21 protein-coding genes are annotated in these 20,742 nt (G+C 71.4%); 12 read left to right on the forward strand and 9 right to left on the reverse strand.

The window, feature by feature from the left end; all coding sequences use genetic code 11:
• Positions 1 to 106 precede the first annotated feature (106 nt).
• On the reverse strand, positions 107 to 1,717 hold the full coding sequence (locus ACZ607_RS13250) for an AbgT family transporter (RefSeq protein ID WP_469734775.1): 1,611 nt from the start codon (positions 1,715 to 1,717) through the stop codon (positions 107 to 109).
• The gene (locus ACZ607_RS13255) at positions 1,714 to 3,006 is read right to left on the reverse strand and encodes a metal-dependent hydrolase family protein (RefSeq protein WP_469734777.1); all 1,293 of its coding nucleotides are present in this window, start codon (positions 3,004 to 3,006) and stop codon (positions 1,714 to 1,716) included. Before ACZ607_RS13255 ends, ACZ607_RS13250 begins: the two co-directional genes overlap by 4 nt.
• Positions 3,007 to 3,098: 92 nt before the next feature.
• Between ACZ607_RS13255 and ACZ607_RS13260 the strand changes: the two genes are divergently transcribed.
• On the forward strand, positions 3,099 to 4,124 hold the full coding sequence (locus ACZ607_RS13260) for an Lrp/AsnC family transcriptional regulator (RefSeq protein ID WP_469734779.1): 1,026 nt from the start codon (positions 3,099 to 3,101) through the stop codon (positions 4,122 to 4,124).
• Positions 4,125 to 4,351: 227 nt separating this feature from the next.
• Here the strand turns inward: ACZ607_RS13260 and ACZ607_RS13265 are convergent, their stop codons facing one another.
• A complete protein-coding gene (locus ACZ607_RS13265; protein ID WP_469734781.1) occupies positions 4,352 to 4,774 on the reverse strand; it encodes a PPOX class F420-dependent oxidoreductase in 423 nt (140 codons plus the stop codon).
• 209 nt (positions 4,775 to 4,983) lie between these two features.
• Between ACZ607_RS13265 and ACZ607_RS13270 the strand changes: the two genes are divergently transcribed.
• A complete protein-coding gene (locus ACZ607_RS13270) occupies positions 4,984 to 5,250 on the forward strand; it encodes a hypothetical protein (protein ID WP_469734783.1) in 267 nt (88 codons plus the stop codon).
• Between the two features lie 50 nt (positions 5,251 to 5,300).
• Here ACZ607_RS13270 and ACZ607_RS13275 read toward each other — a convergent pair whose 3' ends face one another.
• Positions 5,301 to 6,821 carry an alpha/beta hydrolase gene (locus tag ACZ607_RS13275; protein ID WP_469734785.1) on the reverse strand — a complete coding sequence of 507 codons (1,521 nt, stop codon included), beginning with the start codon at positions 6,819 to 6,821 and terminating at the stop codon, positions 5,301 to 5,303.
• A gap of 143 nt (positions 6,822 to 6,964) precedes the next feature.
• Here ACZ607_RS13275 and ACZ607_RS13280 point away from each other — a divergent pair, with 143 nt between their 5' ends.
• Positions 6,965 to 7,546, forward strand: coding sequence for a DUF1707 SHOCT-like domain-containing protein (locus ACZ607_RS13280; RefSeq protein ID WP_469734786.1), 582 nt, complete (start codon positions 6,965 to 6,967; stop codon positions 7,544 to 7,546).
• Between the two features lie 76 nt (positions 7,547 to 7,622).
• Here ACZ607_RS13280 and ACZ607_RS13285 read toward each other — a convergent pair whose 3' ends face one another.
• Positions 7,623 to 8,000: a MerR family transcriptional regulator gene (locus ACZ607_RS13285; protein WP_469734788.1), complete on the reverse strand. Its 378-nt coding sequence runs from the start codon at positions 7,998 to 8,000 to the stop codon at positions 7,623 to 7,625.
• A 123-nt stretch (positions 8,001 to 8,123) separates the two neighbouring features.
• On the opposite strand from ACZ607_RS13285, the gene ACZ607_RS13290 reads away from it, so the two are divergent.
• Positions 8,124 to 9,197 carry an alkene reductase gene (locus ACZ607_RS13290; protein ID WP_469734790.1) on the forward strand — a complete coding sequence of 358 codons (1,074 nt, stop codon included), beginning with the start codon at positions 8,124 to 8,126 and terminating at the stop codon, positions 9,195 to 9,197.
• Positions 9,198 to 9,312: 115 nt separating this feature from the next.
• Here ACZ607_RS13290 and ACZ607_RS13295 read toward each other — a convergent pair whose 3' ends face one another.
• On the reverse strand, positions 9,313 to 10,059 hold the full coding sequence (locus ACZ607_RS13295; protein WP_469734792.1) for a class I SAM-dependent methyltransferase: 747 nt from the start codon (positions 10,057 to 10,059) through the stop codon (positions 9,313 to 9,315).
• A 168-nt stretch (positions 10,060 to 10,227) separates the two neighbouring features.
• On the opposite strand from ACZ607_RS13295, the gene ACZ607_RS13300 reads away from it, so the two are divergent.
• The 3 genes from ACZ607_RS13300 (at position 10,228) to ACZ607_RS13310 (ending at position 12,077) form a co-directional block, all read left to right on the forward strand.
• Positions 10,228 to 10,398 carry a hypothetical protein gene (locus tag ACZ607_RS13300; RefSeq protein ID WP_403987129.1) on the forward strand — a complete coding sequence of 57 codons (171 nt, stop codon included), beginning with the start codon at positions 10,228 to 10,230 and terminating at the stop codon, positions 10,396 to 10,398.
• 63 nt (positions 10,399 to 10,461) lie between these two features.
• Positions 10,462 to 10,968, forward strand: coding sequence for a GNAT family N-acetyltransferase (locus ACZ607_RS13305; protein WP_469734794.1), 507 nt, complete (start codon positions 10,462 to 10,464; stop codon positions 10,966 to 10,968).
• 263 nt (positions 10,969 to 11,231) lie between these two features.
• On the forward strand, positions 11,232 to 12,077 hold the full coding sequence (locus tag ACZ607_RS13310; RefSeq protein WP_469734796.1) for a GNAT family N-acetyltransferase: 846 nt from the start codon (positions 11,232 to 11,234) through the stop codon (positions 12,075 to 12,077).
• An 82-nt stretch (positions 12,078 to 12,159) separates the two neighbouring features.
• Here the strand turns inward: ACZ607_RS13310 and ACZ607_RS13315 are convergent, their stop codons facing one another.
• Positions 12,160 to 13,050, reverse strand: coding sequence for an LLM class F420-dependent oxidoreductase (locus ACZ607_RS13315; RefSeq protein ID WP_469734798.1), 891 nt, complete (start codon positions 13,048 to 13,050; stop codon positions 12,160 to 12,162).
• Between the two features lie 267 nt (positions 13,051 to 13,317).
• Between ACZ607_RS13315 and ACZ607_RS13320 the strand changes: the two genes are divergently transcribed.
• Complete coding sequence (locus ACZ607_RS13320) at positions 13,318 to 14,391, forward strand: glycerophosphodiester phosphodiesterase family protein (RefSeq protein ID WP_469734800.1); 1,074 nt, start codon at positions 13,318 to 13,320, stop codon at positions 14,389 to 14,391.
• 89 nt (positions 14,392 to 14,480) lie between these two features.
• On the opposite strand, the gene ACZ607_RS13325 is transcribed toward ACZ607_RS13320, so the two are convergent.
• Together ACZ607_RS13325 and ACZ607_RS13330 are read right to left on the reverse strand one after the other, a co-directional pair.
• The gene (locus tag ACZ607_RS13325) at positions 14,481 to 15,743 is read right to left on the reverse strand and encodes an MFS transporter (RefSeq protein ID WP_469734802.1); all 1,263 of its coding nucleotides are present in this window, start codon (positions 15,741 to 15,743) and stop codon (positions 14,481 to 14,483) included.
• A gap of 233 nt (positions 15,744 to 15,976) precedes the next feature.
• Positions 15,977 to 16,579 carry a hypothetical protein gene (locus ACZ607_RS13330; protein ID WP_469734804.1) on the reverse strand — a complete coding sequence of 201 codons (603 nt, stop codon included), beginning with the start codon at positions 16,577 to 16,579 and terminating at the stop codon, positions 15,977 to 15,979.
• Between the two features lie 515 nt (positions 16,580 to 17,094).
• Between ACZ607_RS13330 and ACZ607_RS13335 the strand changes: the two genes are divergently transcribed.
• The 4 genes from ACZ607_RS13335 (at position 17,095) to ACZ607_RS13350 (ending at position 20,733) form a co-directional block, all read left to right on the forward strand.
• Positions 17,095 to 17,298: a cold-shock protein gene (locus tag ACZ607_RS13335; protein ID WP_014158060.1), complete on the forward strand. Its 204-nt coding sequence runs from the start codon at positions 17,095 to 17,097 to the stop codon at positions 17,296 to 17,298.
• A gap of 174 nt (positions 17,299 to 17,472) precedes the next feature.
• Positions 17,473 to 18,795, forward strand: a complete 1,323-nt coding sequence (locus tag ACZ607_RS13340; RefSeq protein ID WP_469734806.1) for a geranylgeranyl reductase family protein — start codon at positions 17,473 to 17,475, stop codon at positions 18,793 to 18,795.
• 79 nt (positions 18,796 to 18,874) lie between these two features.
• Complete coding sequence (locus ACZ607_RS13345; RefSeq protein WP_469734808.1) at positions 18,875 to 19,183, forward strand: hypothetical protein; 309 nt, start codon at positions 18,875 to 18,877, stop codon at positions 19,181 to 19,183.
• A 215-nt stretch (positions 19,184 to 19,398) separates the two neighbouring features.
• Positions 19,399 to 20,733: a S41 family peptidase gene (locus tag ACZ607_RS13350; protein ID WP_469734810.1), complete on the forward strand. Its 1,335-nt coding sequence runs from the start codon at positions 19,399 to 19,401 to the stop codon at positions 20,731 to 20,733.
• The last annotated feature ends 9 nt before the right edge of the window (positions 20,734 to 20,742 follow it).

The raw sequence follows: 20,742 nt of genomic DNA on the forward strand, positions 1-20,742 counted from the left end.
CGCCGAAACGCCTGCGGAGTCCGCACTGTGACCCCATGTGCCCCGCCGGGCCGAAGGTGAAGCGACCCGGACGGGTCGGCCTGACCCGCACGGAAGCTCCTACGGGTCAGCGGTGGATGTCCGCGCCCGGGCCCAGCGGCAGGCCCAAGCCGTAGAAAAGGCCGAGGACAGCGAGCCAGGCGATCAGGAACGGGATGACGAACACCGAGAGGCGGGAGAGGACCGTGCCGAGCTGCGCGCTCGGTTCGTAGCGGCGCAGGATCGTCAGCATCAGGAAGACGTACGGGTTCAGCGGCGTGATCATCTGGGTCGCGGAGTCGCCGATACGGAACGCCGCCTGGGTGACGGCCGGTTCCATGCCCAGAAGCAGGAACGCCGGCACGAAGACGGGCGCGACCAGCGACCACAGGGCTGAGCCCGAGGTGACGAACAGGTTCAGGACGCAGACGAGCAGGACGAACAGGACCAGGCCCGTGAAGCCGGTCAGGCCCGCGGACTCCAGGAGGTTGGCGCAGTTCACCGCGAGCAGGGTGCCGACGTTGGACCAGTCGAACACGCCGATGACCTGGGAGATCACCAGGATGAGGACGATGTACCCGGACATCCCGGTGATCGACTCGGCCATCATGCGGGGCGCGTCCTCGGCCCGCGTGAGCGTGCCCACGGTGCGGCCGTAGACGACACCGGCCAGGACGAAGGCGACGAACAGCAGCGGCACGATGCCGTCCAGGACCGGCGAGGGGACCAGTGCGCCGCCCTCGCCGCGCAGCGGGGAGCCCGGCAGCAGCCAGCAGATGACCACGACGGCCGCGTACAGCAGGACGGCCAGGCCCGAGCGCAGCAGGCCGGTACGCTGCCGGGCGGTGACGGTGACCGAGGGGCGGGCGATTGCCCCGTCCCCGGTCTCGGTCCTGTCCTCCTCCTCGGCGTCGGCCGCCGCCTCCGCGGCCGGGTCCGGCTGGGGCAGCCGGGGCTCGAGGACGCGGGAGATCAGGAAGCCGCCGATCAGGGCGAGGGCCCCGCTGGCCGCGGCCGTGTAGAAGTAGTTGATCAGGATGTGCGTGGGGGAGCTCTCGCCGCCCGGCACGACCGCGGCCGCCTGGTGGGTGATGCCGGTGTAGAGCGCGTCGAGCGCGCCGATCGAGAAGCCCGCCGCGTAGCCCGCACAGGTGCAGGCGAAACCGCCGATGAGGCCCGCGATCGGGTTGCGGCCCGCGTTCTTGAAGACCAGTGCGGCCAGCGGCGGGATCACCAGGATCGCCACGTCGCTCATCAGGTGCGCCTGGCAGGCCACGAACGCCACCAGGTAGGGGAGCAGCAGCCGCGGGGCCCGCGCGATGGAGGCGCGGACGGCCGTCTCGAGCAGGCCCGTCTTCTCGGCCACACCGACGGCGGCCATCATCAGCAGGACGGTGCCCAGGGAGGGGAAGCCGGTGAAGTTCGGGATGAAGTTCTCGAGCAGCCAGCGCACGCCCTCGCCGGTGAACAGGCCCTTGACCGCGAGTGTCTCGTCCTCGCCGGGCACGGTGACGGTGGTGCCGGTGGCGGCGAAGATCGTCGAGACCGTGCCGATGATCAGGAACAGGCCGAGGAAGAGCAGCACCGGGTGCGGAAGCTTGTTCCCGGCGCGCTCGATGCCGCTCATGACCTTGTCGAGGAGGGAGCGCTGAGACGGTCCGCCCGCCGGGGTCTTCACGGTGGTGGCCGAGGGGCTCATCCGGCGGCTCCTTCCGATTGCGCGCCGTCGGCCGCCGGAGCGGTGCGGGCCAGGCCGAGGGTGTCCTTGCGTACGACGCCGCGCTGGGCGACGAGCAGGATGCGGGACGGGTCGGACAGTACGGAGACGTCCGCGAGCGGGTCGCCCTCGCACATCACCAGGTCGCCGTGCTTGCGCGTCTCGAGCGTGCCGATCTGGGCGGAGAGTCCGAGCAGTTCGGCGGCGTGGCGGGTGCCCGCCTCGATGGCCCGGGCCGGGGTCATGCCCAGGGACACCAGGTGGGAGAGCTCGCGCAGGTTGCGGCCGTGCGGCACCATCGCCGCGTCGGTGCCCATCGCGATGCGTACGCCGTCGGCGATGGCGGCGGCGATGTTCTCGCGGGTGATGCCGGACCAGCGGACTTTCTTCTCGTAGTGGAAGGGCTCCATGGTCGAGCGGTCGATGCCGTCGAACACCGTGGAGAGGGTCGGCACCACGAACGTGCCCTGTTCGCCGGCCAGTTCACGGGCCTGCGCGGTGAGGCCGTAGCCGTGCTCGACGCTGCTGACGCCGCCGCGGATGGCGTTGACGATGCCCGCGGTGCCCTGGGCGTGGGCCGCCACGGGGCGGCCGCCGTGCCGGGCCACCTCGTCGACGACCGTACGGATCTCCTCGACGGTCAGGCCCTCGTCGTCGGGCTGGTCGTAAGGGCTGCTCATGCCGCCGGTCGCACAGACTTTGATCACGTCGGCGCCGGAGCGGAGCAGGCGGCGCACCGCGACCCGGACCTCGTCGGGGGTGTCGGCGATCTCGCCCACCCCGGCACTGGGGTCGAAGCCGCACTCCGAGCGGAAGTCGGCGTGGCCGCCGGTGTGGCTGAGGATGCGCACCGCCGTGTGCAGGCGGGGTCCCACGGTCAGGCCCGCGGCGACCGCGTCGCGGTAGCCGGCCGGCAGGCCGCCCAGGTCGCGGGCGGTGGTGATGCCCGCTTCCAGAGTGATGCGCAGCCGTTCGGCGGTGCGGAACGTCTCCAGCGTCGGATCGCTTTCATGGCGGCGGACCATCTGGCGCGGGGATTCGACGGCGAGGTGGACGTGGGTGTCGATGAAGCCCGGCAGGACCGTGCGGCCTGCGGCATCCACCGTCCGGGCCCTGGCGGGCGCCGGGGGCGCCATGGCGGCCGGTCCGGCGTAGGCGATGGTGCCATCGTCGTCGATGTCGATGACGGCGTCCGTCACCGGGGCCGCGCCGGTGCCGTCGATGAGGCGGGCCCGGGTGATGCGCAAGGAGGAGAACAGTGCGTGGCTCATGGGCGACGATCCTTGGTATGAGGGATAACGGCTGTGTAAAATCGCCGGAATCCATCACAGCGACCGCTTCGACGCAGGATTCGGCATCTTCCATGGACACGGACACACAACGCGCACCCACCCTGGACGAGCTGGATCTGGCCATCGTGCATGCCCTGCAGATCCAGCCGCGGGTGCCCTGGGTGCGGGTGGGCGAGGTCCTGGAGGTCGATGCGGTGACGGTGGCCCGCCGCTGGGAGCGCCTGGTGCGTGCGGGCGTGGCCTGGGTCGACGGCTATCTGTCGCCCGACCACGACGAGGGCGTCTACGCGCAGGTCGAGATCGACATGAACGGACGGCTGAGCGAGGACTCGATCGGGCAGCTCGCCCGTGATCCCCAGGTGCTCAGCCTGAAGCAGACCTCGGGCGGCCGCGACCTGCTGGCGATCGTGGCCGCCGCCGACCTCGACGGCCTGGCCCGGCTCTCCGGCGAGCGGATGTCGCAGCTGCCCGGGGTGCGCGCCGTGCGCAGCCACGTCATCACCGCGGCGCCCTTCGAGGGGGCCTCCTGGCGGTTGCGCAGCCTGACCCGGCAGCAGCGCGGCGCGCTCGCCGTGGAGCGACCCGCGCTGCCCGACGAACCGCTGCGGCCCCTCGATCGCCGCATCGCCCTCGCCCTTGGCACCGACGGGCGGATGCCCCTGACGGACCTGGCCGAGAGCGTCGGTGCCTCGGCAGCCACCGTGCGGCGCAGGCTGCGCGTGCTGACCGGCACCGGGCGGCTCTCACTGCGCTGCGCCCTTGCCCGGCCGCTGACCGGCTTCCCGGTCTCGGTCGTCTACTTCGGCTCGGTGCCCGCCCAGCATCTCGACGAGACGGTGAAGGCGCTGCGCACCCTGCCCGGTCTGCGCATGTGCAGCATCACGGCGGGCGCGCACAATCTGATGCTCGACATCTGGCTGCCTGCCCTTTCCGAGGTCCACACCACCGAGGCGCTGCTCAACAGCCGCCTGGCGCCCCTGGACCTGCGGATCACGGAGCGCGCGGTGGTGCTGCGCACGGTCAAGCACGTGGGGCGCATCCTTGACCGCCGCGGGCACAGCGTGGGCTCGGCGCCGCTCAACTACTGGGACTCGTAGAGCCGTTGAGCAACGCTCGCAGGGCGTGAGCCGGGTGAGCGGTTGGAGAGGGGCAGCCAGCCCTCGCACTCGTAGTGGGTCAGGATCCGGACGGATCGGGAAGACCCAGTTCGTCTCGGAGCCGGTGGCCGAAGGGCCCGTGCTGAGCGGTGGCGAGGAACCAGAACCGCTGAGGCCGGTCAGCAGGCATCATCCTCCGGTCAGCGCGGTGATCCAAACGAAACGGCCTAGGTCGCCGCCTGGGTGCTGTCCCGGAAGCCGCCCCACCCGTGCCAGCGGTCGATCTCGATCCAGGCGTTGACCCGGGCGCGTTCCCGGTCGGCGTACGGCTGACCGAGATACTGCCGGGACAGCCGGTCGATGCCGGCGAGGCCCTCGTCGTCGCTCATCTCGACGACGTGTCCGATCAGGGTCACATGGGTGTACCAGTCGGAGTCGTCGAGCACCGTCAGCGTCACCCGCGGGTCCCGGCGCAGATGGTCCAGACGCTTGCGTCCCTCGTCCATGTTGACCAGCACCCGGCCCTCGTCCCAGAGGTACCAGGTCGCCGTCGACACCGGCTGCCCGTCCTGCCGAAGGGTCGCGATCACCGCGGGGTTGGGCTTGCGCAGCATGGTGACCGCGGCGTCGGGAAGTGGCGGCTTCGACATGTTCTCTCCTCTGTCTCGCACGGTGCCCTCCCTGTGCCGGTGAACCGCACCGGATCATGCGGAGGGTGCGCCTCCACGCTGCCACAGGAGGTGAGCGCCGGCCCGTACCCGACGCGCACCGGACGACCGCGCCGGGCCACCACACAGCCCTCGGGCAGGTCCTGGGTCGCCGGAGGGGGATTGTCGGTGGTGGCTGTGATGCTGGGGACATGGACGAACTGATGAGACGCCGTGTCTACGGCGCCGACCACGACGGCCCCGACCCGGGGCCCAGGCCCGGGCACGTCTACGTGGAACTGGTGGGCGGCCCCCTGGACGGGCTGCTCCTGGACGTGACCGGCTGGCCCGAGGAGCGCCTCGCCGTGGGCGCCGCGCTCGGCACGGAGCTCGGGAAGTTCGGTGCGGGAGGACGCGCCGTGTACGGGCCCGTGGCCGCCGACCCCAAGCGCTGGGCCTGGGAGGCGGACAGCCCCTGACCACTGCCCGCCTCCCGCTTCCCCGCTTCCCCGCGCGAACGGTCTCCCGGTCAGTCCGTGCAGCGGGTGTCCCGGGCGGGGCGCTGCCCGGTGGTGAGGAAACGGGTCACGGTGCGGTCGCCGCACGCGGTGCCGTTGCCCAGGTACATCCCGTGGCCGCCCTGGTCCACGGTCACCATCCTGGCGCGGTCACCGAGCGCCGTGCGCATCTTCAGCGCGCCGGCGTACGGCGTCGCGGGATCGCGCGGACTCTGCACCATCAGGATGTTCGACGGCCCCTCGTCGGTGATCCGTACGGGCCGCTCGGCCGGGCCGTCCTTCCAGAAGTCGCACGGGGTGATGTTGACGGGCATCCCGGCCGTCAACGGATACCGCGCGCGGTCGGCGGCGACCCGCTCCGCGTGGCCGGAGGCCGGACCGGGCCAGCGCACGTCGTTGCAGATCACGGCGATCATCAGCGACGCGTCCTCGTCCGGGACGACCTGGGCCAGGTCCGGCGGCAGGGCGGGCGTGCCCTGCGGATCCCGGACCTCCTGGACGAGACGGGCCATCGCCGGGAACGCCGCGTCGCTGTACAGGGCGTTCTGGAGCGCCTGCCTCAGCCCGTTGCCGGTCAGCGGGACACCCGGCGTGTCCGAGTCACGCGGGGAGCGGTCCAGGCCCTCGGCCAGCGCGAGGAACAGCGGTTCCACGTCCTCCGCACGCGTGGCCAGCCGCAGCCCCTCGCTCTCCCGCGCGGGATCCGCCGACCAGGCCGCGAAGTCCACGAAGCGGTCGGCGGCACCCCGCGCCATGTTCTCCAGCCACCCGCGTGCGACCCGCGAGGGGTCGGGGTCGCCCGTGCTGTCGAGGACCGTACGGTCGACGCGGCCGGGCTCCGTCTGCGCGTACACGGCCCCCACGTAGGAACCGTAGGACGTGCCCCAGACGGACAGCTTCCGCTCGCCCAGGGCCTGCCGGAAGCGGTCGATGTCACGCACCTCGTTCCTCGTGGTGAACGACCGCAGCACCGCGCCCCCGCCGGCGGCACAGGACTCGGCCGTCCGCCGGGACCGCGCCGTGTTCTCCGCGATCCCGCCGTCGGGGGCGGGCCACGACCGCAGCGTCACCAGCCGGCGGTCCGCCGCCGGGAGGCCGCAGCGCGCCCTGACGCTTCCGCCGACGCCGCGCGGGTCGAGGCTGATGAGGTCGTACGCGCCGTCCAGCGCCTCCTGCAACGCGGCGCCCTTCTGCGCCAGACGCTGCACGCCGGACGATCCGGGCCCACCCGGGATCACCACCAGGGTGCCGCGTCGGTTCTCCGGCCGGTCGCTGCGCAGCCGGGTGACAGCGACCGGGACGGTGCTCCCATGGGGCCTGGAGTAGTCCAGGGGGACGGGCAGGGTCGCGCATTCCTGCCCCGCGGGACCGTTGGTTCCGGCGGGCAGTTCGCACGGATGCCAGCGGAGCTGCGGCACGGCCGCACCTCCGGCTCCGGCCGCCAGGGCTGCGGGCGGGGCGGCGGTCACCGTGGCGGCCACGGCGGTGGCACAGAGCGTCAGGAACAGTGTCGTGCGGGTCCAGTTCGTCATGCGGCAAGACTGGTCGAGGCCCGCCCGGGTGCCCATGCGGCAGGCACGCGTCCCGGAGGTGGGGCAAACCCCCCTGGGACGGTCCGTGGCGACGTCCGTGGTTCCGGGTCCGCCCCGCAGGCGCGCTCGATATCATCGGCCCCATGAGCGTCGATCCCGCACACCCCGTCCCCCTGCGCGCCTCCGACGCGGACCGCGAGGCAGTGGTGGCGGAGTTGCAGGAAGCGGCCGCCGACGGCCGTATCGACCTCGACGAGCTGGGCGTGCGCCTGGAAGTGGCCCTGGCCGCCAGGACACATGACGAACTGGCGCCCCTCACCGCCGACCTCGTCCCCGTCCTGCCGCCGGTTCAGCCACTGGTCCTCAGGGCGGGCATGGCCGGTGTGGTGCGTGAGGGGGCCTGGCGGGTGCCCGAGCACATCACCGCGTACGGCGGTCTGGGCGGCGCCAGGATCGACTTCACCCGGGTCGAGTGCCGGCTGCGCGTGGTGGAGATCGAGGTGGCCGGGCAGACCGGTGGTGTCGAGATCATCATCCCTGACGGGTGGGTGATGGAAACGGGGGACTTGGACCCCGGCCTCGCCGGCCTGCGGGACAGGACCACCGCCGACAAGCTCCCGGGCACACCCCTGATCCGCCTGACCGGCGACTGCGGGACGGGCGGGGTGACGGTGCGTCACCCCAAGCGCGGCGAACGCCGCAAGCTGCTCAAGGAAAGCCGGTGAACGAGGGGCTCGCCCCCGTCGGGAGCATCCGGACCACCCGGCCGGCAGGAGCTGCCCGGCAGGTCACAGCTCCCCCTCAGCAGGTCGCGGCTTCCTGAAGCCGTTCGCGGTGGGCACGGGCCGTGGAGATGAGCCCGTCGAGCGCGTCCCGGGTCGCCGCGAGGTCGGTGATGTGCCGGCTGATCCGGTCGCGCTCCTGCGCCATCCGCTCGAGGGCGGCGTCCGAGTTGTCCTGGCTCGGCGAGTCGGTGCAGGGGAGCAGTTCGAGGACGGTGCGGCTGGAGAGGCCTGCCGCGTAGAGCCGTTGGATGAACCCGACCCGCTCGGTCTGGGCGTCCGTGTAGTGCCGCTGCCCGCTGTTGCTGCGGGTGCTGGTGAGCAGCCCCTGCTCCTCGTAGTAGCGCAGGGAACGGACGCTCACCCCCGTCCGTGCCGCGAGCTCCCCGATCCGCATGCGTCCTCCCGATGACCCGTGATGTGCGTCACAGCGCTTGCCTCTGACATTGATGTGAGGTTTTAGCGTAATCGATGTGCCCGGGAACCGGGTACGGGAAGTCGACGCAAGGAAGTTCTCGAGATGACGGACCTCTTCCGCAGCTATCAGCTCGGTGACCTGAATCTGCCCAACCGGCTGGTGATGGCACCGATGACGCGCGTCCGCGCTGCGGCGGGCGGACTCGCCACCCCGTCGATGGCCGCCTACTACGCCCAGCGTGCGACGGCCGGACTCATCGTGAGCGAGGGGGTGCAGCCCAGCCTGATCGGACAGTCCAACCCCGGCACCCCGGGGCTGCACACCGATGAGCAGGTGGCCGCATGGCGTCCCGTGACGTCCGCGGTGCACGCCAACGGCGGGCGGATCTTCGCGCAGATCATGCACGGCGGCCGGGTCTCCCACCCCGACACCACCGGCCACCGGCCGGTCGGTCCTTCCGCGGTCCCCGCCGTGGGTGACGTGTTCACCCCCACCGGCCCGCAGCTGGCTCCGCTCCCGCGCGCGCTGGAGACCTCCGAGGTGGCCGAGCACGCCGAGGCGTACGCGAGTGCGGCGCGGCGGGCGATCGACGCGGGTTTCGACGGTGTGGAACTCCATGGCGCCAACGGCTATCTGATCTCGCAGTTCCTCTCGACCAACGCCAATCTGCGTACGGACGTCTACGGCGGTTCGGTCGCCAACCGCATCCGGTTCGCGGTGGAGACGGTCTCCGCGACGGTGCAGGCGGTCGGTGCGGCGAGGACCGGGATACGCCTGTCCCCGGGCGGCGGCTTCTGGGGTGTCGAGGAGACCGACGCCCTGGAGCTCAACAAGGCGCTGCTGGCCGAACTGGCACGGCTGGAGGTCGCCTACGTACACCTCGAGGCCACGTCAGGTGAAGAGGTGCTGCTGGATCTGCGGCGGGCCTGGCCGGGGACCCTGATCATGAACCCGGTGTTCCCCATGGGCCCCAAGCAGACCGGCCGGGCCGAAGCGGACCACTGGCTCCAGCTGGGTGCGGACCTGATCGGCTTCGGCCGTGCGTTCATCGCCAACCCCGACCTCGTGGAGCGCGTGCGCTCCAACCTGCCGATCGCCCCCGTCGACGAGGCCACGTACTACCAGGGGGGCGACGAGGGCTATCTGACCTACCCGGCGTACCAGTACACCGCCTGACACCGGCAGCCGGGCGGACCGGGGGAGGGGGACGACTTCCCCGGCACCGGGGCCTGGGATGTGCTGCTCGGTGCCGGCCGCCTCGATCCGTGGTCATGCCGTGGCGAGGGACGTGTCAGTGCACGGCGAGGGCGAGGCTGACCACATAGCGCTCCTCGACCGTCCCGCGCGGGAAGACTTCGAGGAGACGGTCCCGCTCCTCGGCCAGGAACCTCCCGGTGGCCTTCTCGCCGAGCACGAGGAAATCGGAGTAGGTGGCGAGGTTCGCGAGATGCGATGCGAGCGGGACGCTCCTGGACCAGGTGATCTGCCGCTCGGCGAAACCGAGTTCGGATGGCAGGCCTCGGAACCGTGCCCTGCGGTCGGGCTTCTCGTCCTCCGCGCCGAAGAGCCGGCGAAGCCGGGCGTCCTGGTCGGCGGTCCAGCCGACCGCACTGTCCGAGTCGTTCCACCACAGGGCGAGTGCTCCGCCCCGGCGAAGCACTCGCCGGGCCTCCGGCACGGACTCCCGCCGGTCGGTCCAGTGCCAGCTCTGGGCGTAGGTGAGTATGTCGACGGATCCGGAAGCGAGCGGCAGGTGGTTCCCGTCGCCCCGTACGAGCGGGACGTCCGGCAGGTCGAGGCGGAACCGGGCCGCCATGGCGGCACCTGGCTCGACCGCGACGACGCGCGCGCCGCGGGTATGAAGGTGCCTGGTCGCGAGCCCCGTACCCGCGCCGATGTCGGCGACGTCGGCGCCCCTCAGCGGACGGCCGGCGAGCTCCTGGACCGCGTCGAACAGCGCGGGCGGATACGAAGGCCGGTACGCGGCGTACTGGGAGGCCGCTCCCTCGAAGGAGAGGGCCTGTGAAGTGGTCGTCATACGACGATCCTGGCGAATCGCGGGACGGCCGGGGCCGGAACGAGAAATCGGAGGGTCACGTACGCCGGTACATCGTCGGCACATGTGTGGAGACGCCGCCACCTGATCCGGCCTGATCCAGCCCTGCGGGGGCACATGTGTGTTCCGACGACACAAGGGAGCGACGCCATGCTGGGTATTGCCGCAGCCGTACTGTTCTTCATCGCCTTTCTCATCAACGCCGCCGACATAGCGACGAACGACGTCTTCGCCTCGACGAACATCATGCTGCTCGGCCTCGTCGCCCTGGCGCTGCACGTCGCGGGTATCGGCAACGGGCGGCGCGTCGGCCGCCGTTGAGCGTCGGGCCGGCAGGCCGGGGGCGGCGCGGCCGGGTGGCCCGCCGCCCGGGACAATGTCCCCATGCGTATCCGACCGGTGAACATCGACGAGCCACCGCTTCTCCAGGACATCGAGCGAGCGGCCGGGCAGTGCTTCCGCGACATCGGCATGCCCGAGATCGCCGACGACGAGCCGCTCCCGGCCGGTGAACTGGAGCGCTACCGGAGCAACGGACTGGCCTGGGTCGCGGTCACCCCCGACGACGTACCGGTCGCCTACCTCATCGCCGAGCACGTGGACGGGAACCTCCACATCGAGCAGGTCTCGGTGCACCCCGACCATGCGCGCCGCGCGTTCGGACGCGCACTGCTCGACCACCTCGCGGCTCATGCCGAGGCCGACGGCGTACCCGCCCTCACCCTCACCACCTTCGCCGATGTCCCCTGGAACGCGCCCTACTACGCGCGCTGCGGCTTCCACCCGCTCGACGACACCGAGCTCGGTCCTGGCCTGCGCGAGATCCGGCGGACGGAGGCCGCCCACGGCCTGGACCGCTGGCCGAGGGTCTGTATGCGCAGAGACCTGTGATCCGGTGGTGGCGTGCGGCGGCGGCCGGACACCCGGCGGCGCACCCGGAAACAGGGAGTCGACCGCGTCGGAACCGGCAAGAATGGAGCCGGCTCCCGTGCATCCGTGCCCGTCCCGACATGCCTCGCCCGTACCGCTCCCCGTATCCGCGCCGCCGACGAGCGGACGGCACGGAACGTCCGGGACGGGGCGCCGGGCCGGGAACGGGAGCGGAAACGGCCCGTCGTCGCACCGGGCTTCACCGGATCGAGTGGAAGAGGGACATGGCAGAGTACGAGATCACGACCGCCGGGACCCGTGAGATGACGAGGTTCCTGGAGTGGGCCGCGGACGAACAGTGGAACCCGGGGAAGTCCGACCACCTCCCCTTCCACGCCGCCGACCCGCACGGATTCCTCCTGGGCAGGCTCGACGACGAACCCGTCACCTCCATCTCGGCCGTACGGTACGGAGCGGACTTCGGCTTCATCGGGTTCTACATCGCGCGCCCCCAGGTCCGGGGTCAGGGCTACGGGATCCGGGCCTGGCAGGCGGCCATGGAGCGCCTCGACGGCCGCAACGTGGGGCTCGACGGCGTGGTCGACCAGCAGGACAACTACCGCAGGTCCGGGTTCCGCACCGCCTGGACCCACATCCGGTACGCGGGAACGCCGGCGGGCGAGAGTTCCGCGCGGGACATCACCGTGGCGGACGCCGGCTCCGTCCCCTTCGGCCGGCTGGCCTCGTACGACCGCCGCTTCTTCCCCGCGAGCCGTGACGCCTTCCTCTCCCTGTGGGTGGGCGTGCCCGGACACACCGCGCTTGTGGCGCTGCGGGACGGGGAGTTGAGCGGCTTCGGGGTCGCCCGCCCCGCGGAGTCGGGTGTGCGCGTCGGCCCCCTCTACGCCGCTTCCGACGACGTGGCTCTGGCTCTGCTGAACAGCCTGTCGGCAGCCCACCAGGGGGCACCGGTGGCCCTGGATGTGCCCGACGTCAACGTGAGGGCGATCCGGCTGATGGAACGCCTGGGACTCCAGCCGACCTTCGAGTGCGCCCGGATGTACACCCGGGACGCCCCCGAAGTCGACATGGCCGGCCTCTACGCCGCGACGACCATCGAACTCGGTTGAGGGATGATCTCTGGCGTGCGCGGCCACCGTGCCGATGCCGCCGGGCGGGGACGGACCCCACCGTCCCCGAAAGCGGTCGGGTCTACAGCTCGTCGCCGAACGCCTCTGCCAGCTCCCGCCATTCGGCCCGCGGCAGACCGTCGCCGCCCTCCTCGGCGGTGATGACCTGGAGTGCCACATGGTCGGCACCGGCGTCGAGGTACTCCTCGGCCCGTGCTTTCACGCGCTCGGTGTCACCCAGGGCGAACAGGGCGTCGAGCAGACGGACGCTGCCGCCGCCGTCGAAGTCGCTCTCCGAGAACCCCAGGCGCAGCAAGTTGTCGGTGTAGTTGGGCAGCTGGAGGTACCTCGCGAACATCTTCCGTGCGGTGGTGCGCGCCCGGTCGGTGTCGGTGTCGAGGACCACCGACAGCTCCGGGGCGAGCAGGGCGTCGGGACCGAGCGCCGCACGCGCCTCCGCGGTGTGCTCGGCGGTGACGAGATAGGGATGCGCCCCCAGCGCCCGTCCCGTGGCGAGCTTCAGCATCTTCGGGCCGAGAGCGGCCAGGACCCGGCTCTCCGGCCCCACCGGCGGGGTCGCGGCGTCCAGCGCGTCGAGGTAGTCGACCATCGCGCTGTACGGCTTGCTGTACTGCGGCACCATCGGACCATGGCTGACGCCCAGGCCGAGCACGAACCGCCCGCGCGAGCCGGCGCCGATCGCGGCGATGCGCGCCGCCACGTCCGGGGCCGCGTGGTCCCAGATGCTCAGGATGCCGGTGGCCACGGTGATCGTGCGGGTGGCGGCGACGAGAGCCGCGGTGTCCTCGACCGAAGGGCTGCCCCCGAGCCAGAGGGTGCCGTACTTCAGCTCGTCGAGCTCGGCGACCGCCTCCGCGATCGCTTCCCTGCCCGCGTCGTCCGTTCGCGACCCGTGCAGGGCACCGCTCCAAATGCCGACCCGTCCGAATGTCTCGCGCTTGTCAGAACTCATGGTGAGGTCAACAGTGATCCGTACTCGCTATTCCCGACCGGAGACAGGAGTTCACCCGAACGGGGTCAACGGCGCCGTCGGGTGTGTGCTGCCCGTGCCGTGGGGCGGAGCGGGGCGGGTGCGGCCGGTGGCCGGGAGGGCCGGGGGCTTCCTCGGGGGCGACCGTTACGCGTACGTTCATGGTGTCCTCGCTGTGAGGCCTCGCGTGGTCCGAATTCCCGGGATTGGCTTCGCGGCGTCCAGCTCGACGCAACAGACGAGGCACACATGTCCCTGAGGCACGCAGTCGCCGGCCTGGCCCTTCTGCCCGCGCTCGCCGTTCCGGCGACCGCGCAGGCGGCCACGGCTCCCCACCACCACGTACCCCATCCTCGCGCGGCCTTCGACCTCCAGGCCCACCGCGGAGGTCTCGGGCTCACCACGGAGGCCTCCCTGGAGGGCTTCGCCAAGGCGATACGCCTGGGTGTCAGCACGCTGGAGCTGGACACCCAGATCACCAAGGACCTCGAAGTGGTCGTGACCCACGACCGGCAGGTCAGCACCCAGAAGTGCAAGGACACCGGTCCGCTGACACCGGGTGACGCGATGTACCCGTATGCCGGCAAGTACGTCAAGGACCTGACGCTCGCGCAGATCAGGACCATGGACTGCGGCTATCAGCAGCTGCCCGGATTCCCCGAGCAGGAACAGATCAAGGGCCATCGCATGGTCGAACTGAAGGCCGTCCTCGGCCTGGTGAAGAGTTACGGCGCCAAGCGGATCAAGCTGAACATCGAGACGAAGGTGGAGGCCGGAGCGCCCGAGCAGACCGCCCCGCGCACGTTGTTCGTGCGGCGCGTCCACGAGGAGATCCGCCGGTCCGGCATCGGGAAGCAGGTGACCATCCAGTCCTTCGACTGGGGAGCCCTGAAGGAGATGCACAGGATCGCCCCGTCGTACCCCCTGGTGGCGCTGACGAACTACGACTTCCTCCAGGTCGGGAAGCCCGGAGCCTCGCCCTGGCTCGGCGGGATCGACGCCGACGACTACGACGGGGACTTCGTCCGTGCCGCCGCGTCCGTCCCCGGGGTGACCGCGCTGTCCCCGAACTACGGATTCCCGCAGAACGGCACGGTCGCGGACCCCGGCTTCCGCTTCTACCCCGACCGGAAGATGGTCCGCGACGCCCACCGGCGCGGCTTGAAGGTCATCCCCTGGACCTGCGACGACCCGGCCACCATCGAGGCGCTCATGGACATCGGCGTCGACGGTGTCATCACCGACTACCCCGACCGCGTAAGGGACATCCTGGCCGCCCGAGGTATGCCGCTGCCCACGCCGTACCCCGCACCGCGCCCCTGACAGCGGTGGCGGCACACGTCCGACGGGCCGGGGACGGGCACGGCGGCCGTGCCCCGGGGCCAGGGACATGACCGCCCCGGGGCTGCCGCTCAGTGGTGACGGTTGCGCAGCACTCCGGCGCACAGGAACGCGAGCAGCCCGGCCAGGGGCACCACCAGCAGGCCCACCCGGAGACTCGTGGCGTCCGTGACCAGCCCGACGATCGGGGGCGAGGCAAGGAAGCCCAGGCGCATGAGCCAGGAGACGATCGCCAGTCCCGAACCGGGCTTGAGCCCGGGCAGTTCGTCGGCTTCGTGCATGGCGGCGGGTACCAGAGTCGCCACCCCGAACCCGGCCGCGGCGAAGCCCAGGACCGTACCGGGCACCGAGGGCACCGCCAGGGCCAGACCCATGCCGGCCGCCGTGATCAGACCGCCCGCCCGGGCCACGGTGCGCTGGCCGAACCGGTCGACGAGCCGGTCACCGATGATGCGGCCGACGAACTGGGCACCGACGAGGGCGATGTAGCCGAAGGCGGCCAGGGTCACCGACGCGTGCAGCGAGCCGGAGAGGTAGAGCGTCGCCCAGGAACTGCCGGCGTCCTCGACGAGGGTGCCGGCCGTCGCGATGAGGACGAGGGCGGCCAGTACGTACGCGGTGCGTCGGCCCCTCGCCTCCGGACCCGTCGCGCGTTCCAGGCGGCGCCCGGCGTCCGGCACGCCGGCGGAATCGTTCTCAGCGCCGGAGCCCCACTCGGGCCCGGACTCGTGCTCCGGCGCGGACTCGTCCTCGGGCCCGGAGAGGCAGTACCGCAGAGCGACGCACGCCGCGACCGCGAACACCACGGCCGAGATGGTCAGGTGCTGGCCTCTGGAAAGGCCGAGCGCGATCGCCGCGGCGGCCATGGACCCCCCGGCCACGGCTCCGATGGACCAGACCGCGTGGAAGGAGTTGATGATGGAGCGCCCGTAGCGGCGCTGTACCCGCAACCCATGGGCGTTCTGCGCGACGTCGGTCACGGCGTCCATCGCACCGGCCAGGAACAGCGCGCCCGCGAACAGGACCACCGATTCGGCCAGGCCCGCCGCGAGGATGCCCGCCCCGGTCAGCACCGTGCCCAGCACCGCAGCCCGAGCCGAACCCACCCGGCGGACAGCCACTCCGGCCGCGAGTCCGGCCGCGATGGCTCCCGCCGGGAACGCGGCGACGGCCAGCCCGTAGACGGAGTTGCTCAGGTCCAGATCGGCCTTGATCTGCGGGTATCGCGGCAGGAGGTTGGCGAAGAGTGCCCCGTTGGTGAAGAACAGCACGGCGACGGCCACCCGGGCCTGCCGTTCGGCCAGGGCAGGCCGGCTCGGTGCTTCAACAGTCATACGGGGAACCATATCCCCCGAGCGTACGAACGTACACTTCTGGTCCTGTGCAGACACCGGACCTCACGCCGGGGGTGACGGTCATGTCCTTCGAAGGTGCGTGTCTCACCGGAGTGCGGTCCGGGGGAGGACGGGGTGAGAGCGAGGCGGCCGGGAGGCCGGGTGGGCGTGCCGCCTCCCTGCCGCCGCTTCGCCGGAGGCGCCGCAGGTGTGCGTGCGCGGCCTCGAACCGCCTACTCGGCCGCGGCGCCGGTGGCCTTGGCGGCCGGGACCGGGCTGTAGTAGACGGAGCGTCCCTGCTTGGAGCGCTCCAGCAGCCCGTGCGCGACGCCCTGCTCGAGCGTGTTGCGTACCACCGTGACCTGCGTGGTGCGCTGGGGGTGAGCCTCGGTCAGGGCCGCGGCCACCTCGGCGGCGGACTTCGGCTCCCGCTGCTCCGCGAGGTATCCGGTGACCAGCTCACGCCACGTCGGCTCCCCGGACTTCTTGGCCGTCCCGGTCTCGGCGGCGGGCTTCTGGCGGCCGGTACGGGTGCGCGGCTTCGGCGCGCTGCCACCCTTCGGTGACCCCTTCCCGGCCTTGGAGCCGCGGGCCGCCGGGACGGTCGCCGTCTTCGCGCCCTTGCTCCTGCTCGCGGCGGGCGGCGCCGAGACGCCGAGTACCTCCTGCATCTTGACCAGGATCTGCTCGCCCTCCTCCAGCTGGATGAGCACGTCCTGCAGTCGGGTCAGCTCGGCGCGCGCCCGGTCCTGTTCGCTCCGGTTGGCTGCGAGATCGTCCGTGATGCGCTGCGCATAATCTGCGCTGATGCCGGACGTAGGAGTGTTTTCGGACATGCAGTCCTCGTCTTTCGCTGTGTGTCTCGAACGGCCTATGGCGGGTGATGCTACCGATACGGGCGTAGGTAACACCCGGTGGATCCCGAATCGCCACGGATGTGTGCCCTTTTCATGTGCCGTACCGGGAGGAGCGGGCGTGTGCCGCCTCCGGACGTGAGGGCCTCCGTGGCAGGGCGACTCGGCAAGGTTGGCCCGAAGTTGTTGTTCGCGTGTGTGTCCTCAGGAGGGCGCGGAGGACGATGACATCGTTCCGCGCCGCGAGCAATGGGGTGACGCACATCCGAAGTTCACGCCCAAATCACGCCGTAGGAGTGAGCCGATCCCACCGGAGGCGCACATCGCGTCGTTGCTCTCTGGTGGGGGCCGGTTTCGCCATGTAGCGTCACTGCCAGATGTCGTGGTTCGCCTGCCCGCCCGCGCTTCGGTGCGGGCGTTTTGCTGGGCAGGCACAGAACCACGACGCCTCCGGGACCGCGAGGTGCGGGTCCGGATCTCAAAGGGAAGGCACGAGCATGGCCAGCGGAACCGTCAAGTGGTTCAACGCCGAAAAGGGTTTCGGCTTCATCCAGCAGGACGGCGGCGGTCCGGACGTCTTCGCGCACTACTCCGCCATCAACGCCACCGGCTTCCGTGAGCTCCAGGAAGGCCAGGCCGTGACCTTCGACGTCACCCAGGGCCAGAAGGGCCCGCAGGCGGAGAACATCACCACCGCCTGAGCGCGTAGGCCGGGACAGCCAGGCCCTCGGGGGAGCGACCATCCGAGGGCCTGCTGTCCCGCACAGGCTCAACTCGCCGGAAACGGCCCTGCGGCCTCGACACGACCGGACCCGGTCCGGCCGGCATCGGGCGTCGGACCTCCCGGCCCGCCCCGCTCATCGAGGAGGCAGCACGTGGAGTCGGACGACGGCATGGGCAGCGCCGATCAGCAGGCGCAGGTGATCGTGGTGGGTGCGGGACCCGCCGGCTCGGCTGCGGCACTCCACCTGGCACGGGCGGGCGTGGACGTGGTGCTGCTGGAGAAAGGCACCTTTCCCCGCGACAAGGTGTGCGGGGACGGCCTCACCCCGCGCGGCGTACAACAGTTGGTGCGCATGGGTGTCGACATCGACGCCCCCGGCTGGATGCGGACCAAAGGCATGCGATGGGTCTGCGGAGGACGCCAGGTACACATCGACTGGCCCCGCTCGGGCAGCCATCCGGACTTCGGCCTGACCCGCTCCCGCCACGACTTCGACGACATCCTGGCCCGGCACGCCGTGGCCGCCGGGGCGAGGCTGTGCCTGGAGACCAAGGCGACAGCCCCCTTGACCGACCGCGCCGGACGCATCGTCGGCGTGAGCACCGTCGCCGGACCGGACAAGCAGCCGAGGAACTTCCGCGCCCCCGTGGTGATCGCCGCTGACGGCGCCTCCGCCCGGACCGCCCTCGCCATGGGTCTGGAGCGGGACCGCAGCAGGCCCATGGCCACCGCGGCCCGGCGCTACTACCGCAGCGAGGCCCGCACCCACGACCCGTATCTGGAGCTCTGGGCCGACCTGCTCTGCTCCCGTACGGACCGTGACCTGCCGGGGTACGGATGGATCTTCCCTCTCGGTGACGGCCGCGTGAACGTCGGCCTGGGAGCCCTGCCGCACCGCGGCCACGGCTCGGTGGATCTGCGGGCCACCATGGACCGTTGGCTCACCCGGGTGCCTCGCCACTGGGATCTGCGCGAGGAGAACGCCGACTCCCCGCTGCGCAGCGCCGCGCTCCCCATGGGCTTCAACCGCCGGCCCCAGTACCGTCGCGGCCTGCTCCTGGTCGGCGACAGCGCCGGCATGGTCAGTCCGTGGAGCGGCGAAGGAATCGTCCAGGCGATGGAGGCGGGAGAGGTCGCGGCCGAGACCGTCGCACTCGCGCTGCACCGCCCGCACGGCCCGGGACGGGAGCAGGCGCTCCACCAGTACGTGAGCGAGGTGAACCGCCGCTGGGGGCGCTACTACCGGCTGGGCAACACCGTCGCCGACCTGGTGCTCGCCCGCTACGGCTACCGGCCGCTCCTCAGCCCCCGTGTCATGGCCTCGCCCGCTCTGGTGCGTACCCTCGCACGGCTGCTGACGCACGGCAGTGACGCACCCTCCGACGACCTGATCGACACCCTGGTCCGGGGCATCGTACGGATGGTCCCGGCTCCGGGCCGGAGCGCGCGAGGCGTGGGCACCCGCCGCCGCTGACCAGGGTCCCCCGGTGACCTCCGCCTTTGTGGGTAGCCGTAGGGGAGACGCGAAACCGAAGGCGCACAGAGGAGCTCCCATGACCACATTCGTGATCACCGTGCCCGGCACATTCGTCACGGACGTCACCGACACGTCCCGTGCCGCCCTGGAGCGCAAACTGGCGTCGCAGCACACGGACGTGAGCGAGAGCGAGGGCCTCGACCTGCTCACCCTCAACGAGGACGCCACCTTCTCCATCCGGCTGGAGGTCGACGCCGGCGACCGGTACGAGGCGGAACTGACCGCTGTGCGACTCGTGTCCGAGGCCCTGCGGGAGACCGGCTTCTCGGAGAAGGACGTACCCCTGGGACCGCCTGCCGTGACCGGGATCGACAGCGACCTCTGAACGGCGGCAGCAGGAGCCGGCCCCGGCAGAGAGGTCTGGGCGCGCCTTTCGGCAGCCTGTTCGGACCGGAACGCATGCCGGAGATCGTCCGACCGTGCGGGGGCACATGGGGACAACCCCCGACTCGTCCACCGGCCCGCCGGATGTCCTCCTGACCCACCGGTCGGCGATCGTCGGTTCCCTGTACGCACGTCGCGTACGGGGAGAGGGAAAACGTGCGATCCAGGAGTTCCAAGGCAGTAACGGCCACCGTGGCACTGGTCCTTGCCGGCGGGGCCGTGGCGCCCGCGGCAGCCGTGCCACGGCCGGACGCCGACGCGGTTTGGCGGGTGACGGGCTACGGGGCCGTCGTGTCGGTCGCTGACGGGCGGCTCCAGGAGTACCAGACGAGTGCCGTGGGCTGTCTGAAGGGCGACTCCGCGCAGCAGACGGCGCCGGGTGTGTTCACCGCCGACGACGGGACGGTTCTCACCGTCCGGCCGTCGGGGGCGCTGCATGTGGCGGGTTCGCCGGGGGACAGGGAAATGCAGCGGCTCGCCGGACTCCCGGAGGCGTGCACACGTGCCACGCCCGACGACCCGGTGACCGCGTTCGACGTCTTCTGGCAGTCGTTCGAGGAGCATTACCCCTTCTTCGCCGCCAAGGGCATCGACTGGCACGCGGTGCGGCACACCTACCGGCCCAAGGTGCAGGCCGACACCACCAGGGACGAACTCTTCACCCTCTTCAGCGAGATGGTGAGGCCGCTCCACGACGCACATGTCGCCGTCCTGGACGGTGACCGCTACTTCGCGCAGGTCCGCCCGGGCACCGTCATGCCGAGCGAGGAGCTCGACAACCGCGTCAAGAACCACGTCGTCCGGCGGGACCTCGGAGGCGCGCGGCCGCAGGAATTCGGAAGCGGCCGGATCAGCTACGCGGACCTGCCCGGCGGCCAGGGGTATCTGCGCATCTCGGGGTTCGCCGGCTACCACAGGCAGGATCCCTCGTACGCGGCCCAGCTGGCCGAGCTCCAGACGGCTCTGGACGCCGTCCTCACCGCCGGGCGCACGGCCTCCCTCAAGGGGCTGATCATCGACCTGCGGATCAACGGCGGCGGCTCCGACGAGCTCGGCCTGCGCATCGCCGAGCGCCTCACCGACTCCCCGTATCTCGCCTACCGCAAGCGCACCAGGTACACCCGGCCGCAGCCCATCCCCGTGGTGCCGGCGCGGGACACTCCCCGCTACGACGGTCCGGTCGCCGTGCTGACGGCAGGGACGACGGTCAGCGCGGGAGAGACCTTCACCCAGGCCCTCATCGACCGGCCCGGCAGGACCGTCCGCATCGGGGAGCCCACCCAGGGCGTCTTCTCCGACACCCTGGACCGCAGGCTGCCCAACGGGATGGAGGTGTGGCTGCCGAACGAGGAGTTCCTGACCCGGTCGGGGCGGACCTTCGACGGCGCCGGTATCCCGCCGCACATCCGCACACCTGTCTTCACCGAGGAGGAGTTCAGGAACAACCGGGACTCGGCTTTCGACGCGGCGGTCGCGGTGCTGCGGCGCTGAGAACGGTCC

The organism is Streptomyces sp. NPDC104381 (assembly GCF_055583745.1).

What these genes read in the sequence shown, in the direction of transcription:
- ACZ607_RS13250 (WP_469734775.1), bottom strand. Translation starts at nt 1,717, where the DNA reads ATGAGCCCCTCGGCCACCACCGTGAAGACCCCGGCGGGCGGACCGTCT.
- ACZ607_RS13255 (WP_469734777.1), bottom strand. Translation starts at nt 3,006, where the DNA reads ATGAGCCACGCACTGTTCTCCTCCTTGCGCATCACCCGGGCCCGCCTC.
- ACZ607_RS13260 (WP_469734779.1), top strand. Translation starts at nt 3,099, where the DNA reads ATGGACACGGACACACAACGCGCACCCACCCTGGACGAGCTGGATCTG.
- ACZ607_RS13265 (WP_469734781.1), bottom strand. Translation starts at nt 4,774, where the DNA reads ATGTCGAAGCCGCCACTTCCCGACGCCGCGGTCACCATGCTGCGCAAG.
- ACZ607_RS13270 (WP_469734783.1), top strand. Translation starts at nt 4,984, where the DNA reads ATGGACGAACTGATGAGACGCCGTGTCTACGGCGCCGACCACGACGGC.
- ACZ607_RS13275 (WP_469734785.1), bottom strand. Translation starts at nt 6,821, where the DNA reads ATGACGAACTGGACCCGCACGACACTGTTCCTGACGCTCTGTGCCACC.
- ACZ607_RS13280 (WP_469734786.1), top strand. Translation starts at nt 6,965, where the DNA reads ATGAGCGTCGATCCCGCACACCCCGTCCCCCTGCGCGCCTCCGACGCG.
- ACZ607_RS13285 (WP_469734788.1), bottom strand. Translation starts at nt 8,000, where the DNA reads ATGCGGATCGGGGAGCTCGCGGCACGGACGGGGGTGAGCGTCCGTTCC.
- ACZ607_RS13290 (WP_469734790.1), top strand. Translation starts at nt 8,124, where the DNA reads ATGACGGACCTCTTCCGCAGCTATCAGCTCGGTGACCTGAATCTGCCC.
- ACZ607_RS13295 (WP_469734792.1), bottom strand. Translation starts at nt 10,059, where the DNA reads ATGACGACCACTTCACAGGCCCTCTCCTTCGAGGGAGCGGCCTCCCAG.
- ACZ607_RS13300 (WP_403987129.1), top strand. Translation starts at nt 10,228, where the DNA reads ATGCTGGGTATTGCCGCAGCCGTACTGTTCTTCATCGCCTTTCTCATC.
- ACZ607_RS13305 (WP_469734794.1), top strand. Translation starts at nt 10,462, where the DNA reads ATGCGTATCCGACCGGTGAACATCGACGAGCCACCGCTTCTCCAGGAC.
- ACZ607_RS13310 (WP_469734796.1), top strand. Translation starts at nt 11,232, where the DNA reads ATGGCAGAGTACGAGATCACGACCGCCGGGACCCGTGAGATGACGAGG.
- ACZ607_RS13315 (WP_469734798.1), bottom strand. Translation starts at nt 13,050, where the DNA reads ATGAGTTCTGACAAGCGCGAGACATTCGGACGGGTCGGCATTTGGAGC.
- ACZ607_RS13320 (WP_469734800.1), top strand. Translation starts at nt 13,318, where the DNA reads ATGTCCCTGAGGCACGCAGTCGCCGGCCTGGCCCTTCTGCCCGCGCTC.
- ACZ607_RS13325 (WP_469734802.1), bottom strand. Translation starts at nt 15,743, where the DNA reads ATGACTGTTGAAGCACCGAGCCGGCCTGCCCTGGCCGAACGGCAGGCC.
- ACZ607_RS13330 (WP_469734804.1), bottom strand. Translation starts at nt 16,579, where the DNA reads ATGTCCGAAAACACTCCTACGTCCGGCATCAGCGCAGATTATGCGCAG.
- ACZ607_RS13335 (WP_014158060.1), top strand. Translation starts at nt 17,095, where the DNA reads ATGGCCAGCGGAACCGTCAAGTGGTTCAACGCCGAAAAGGGTTTCGGC.
- ACZ607_RS13345 (WP_469734808.1), top strand. Translation starts at nt 18,875, where the DNA reads ATGACCACATTCGTGATCACCGTGCCCGGCACATTCGTCACGGACGTC.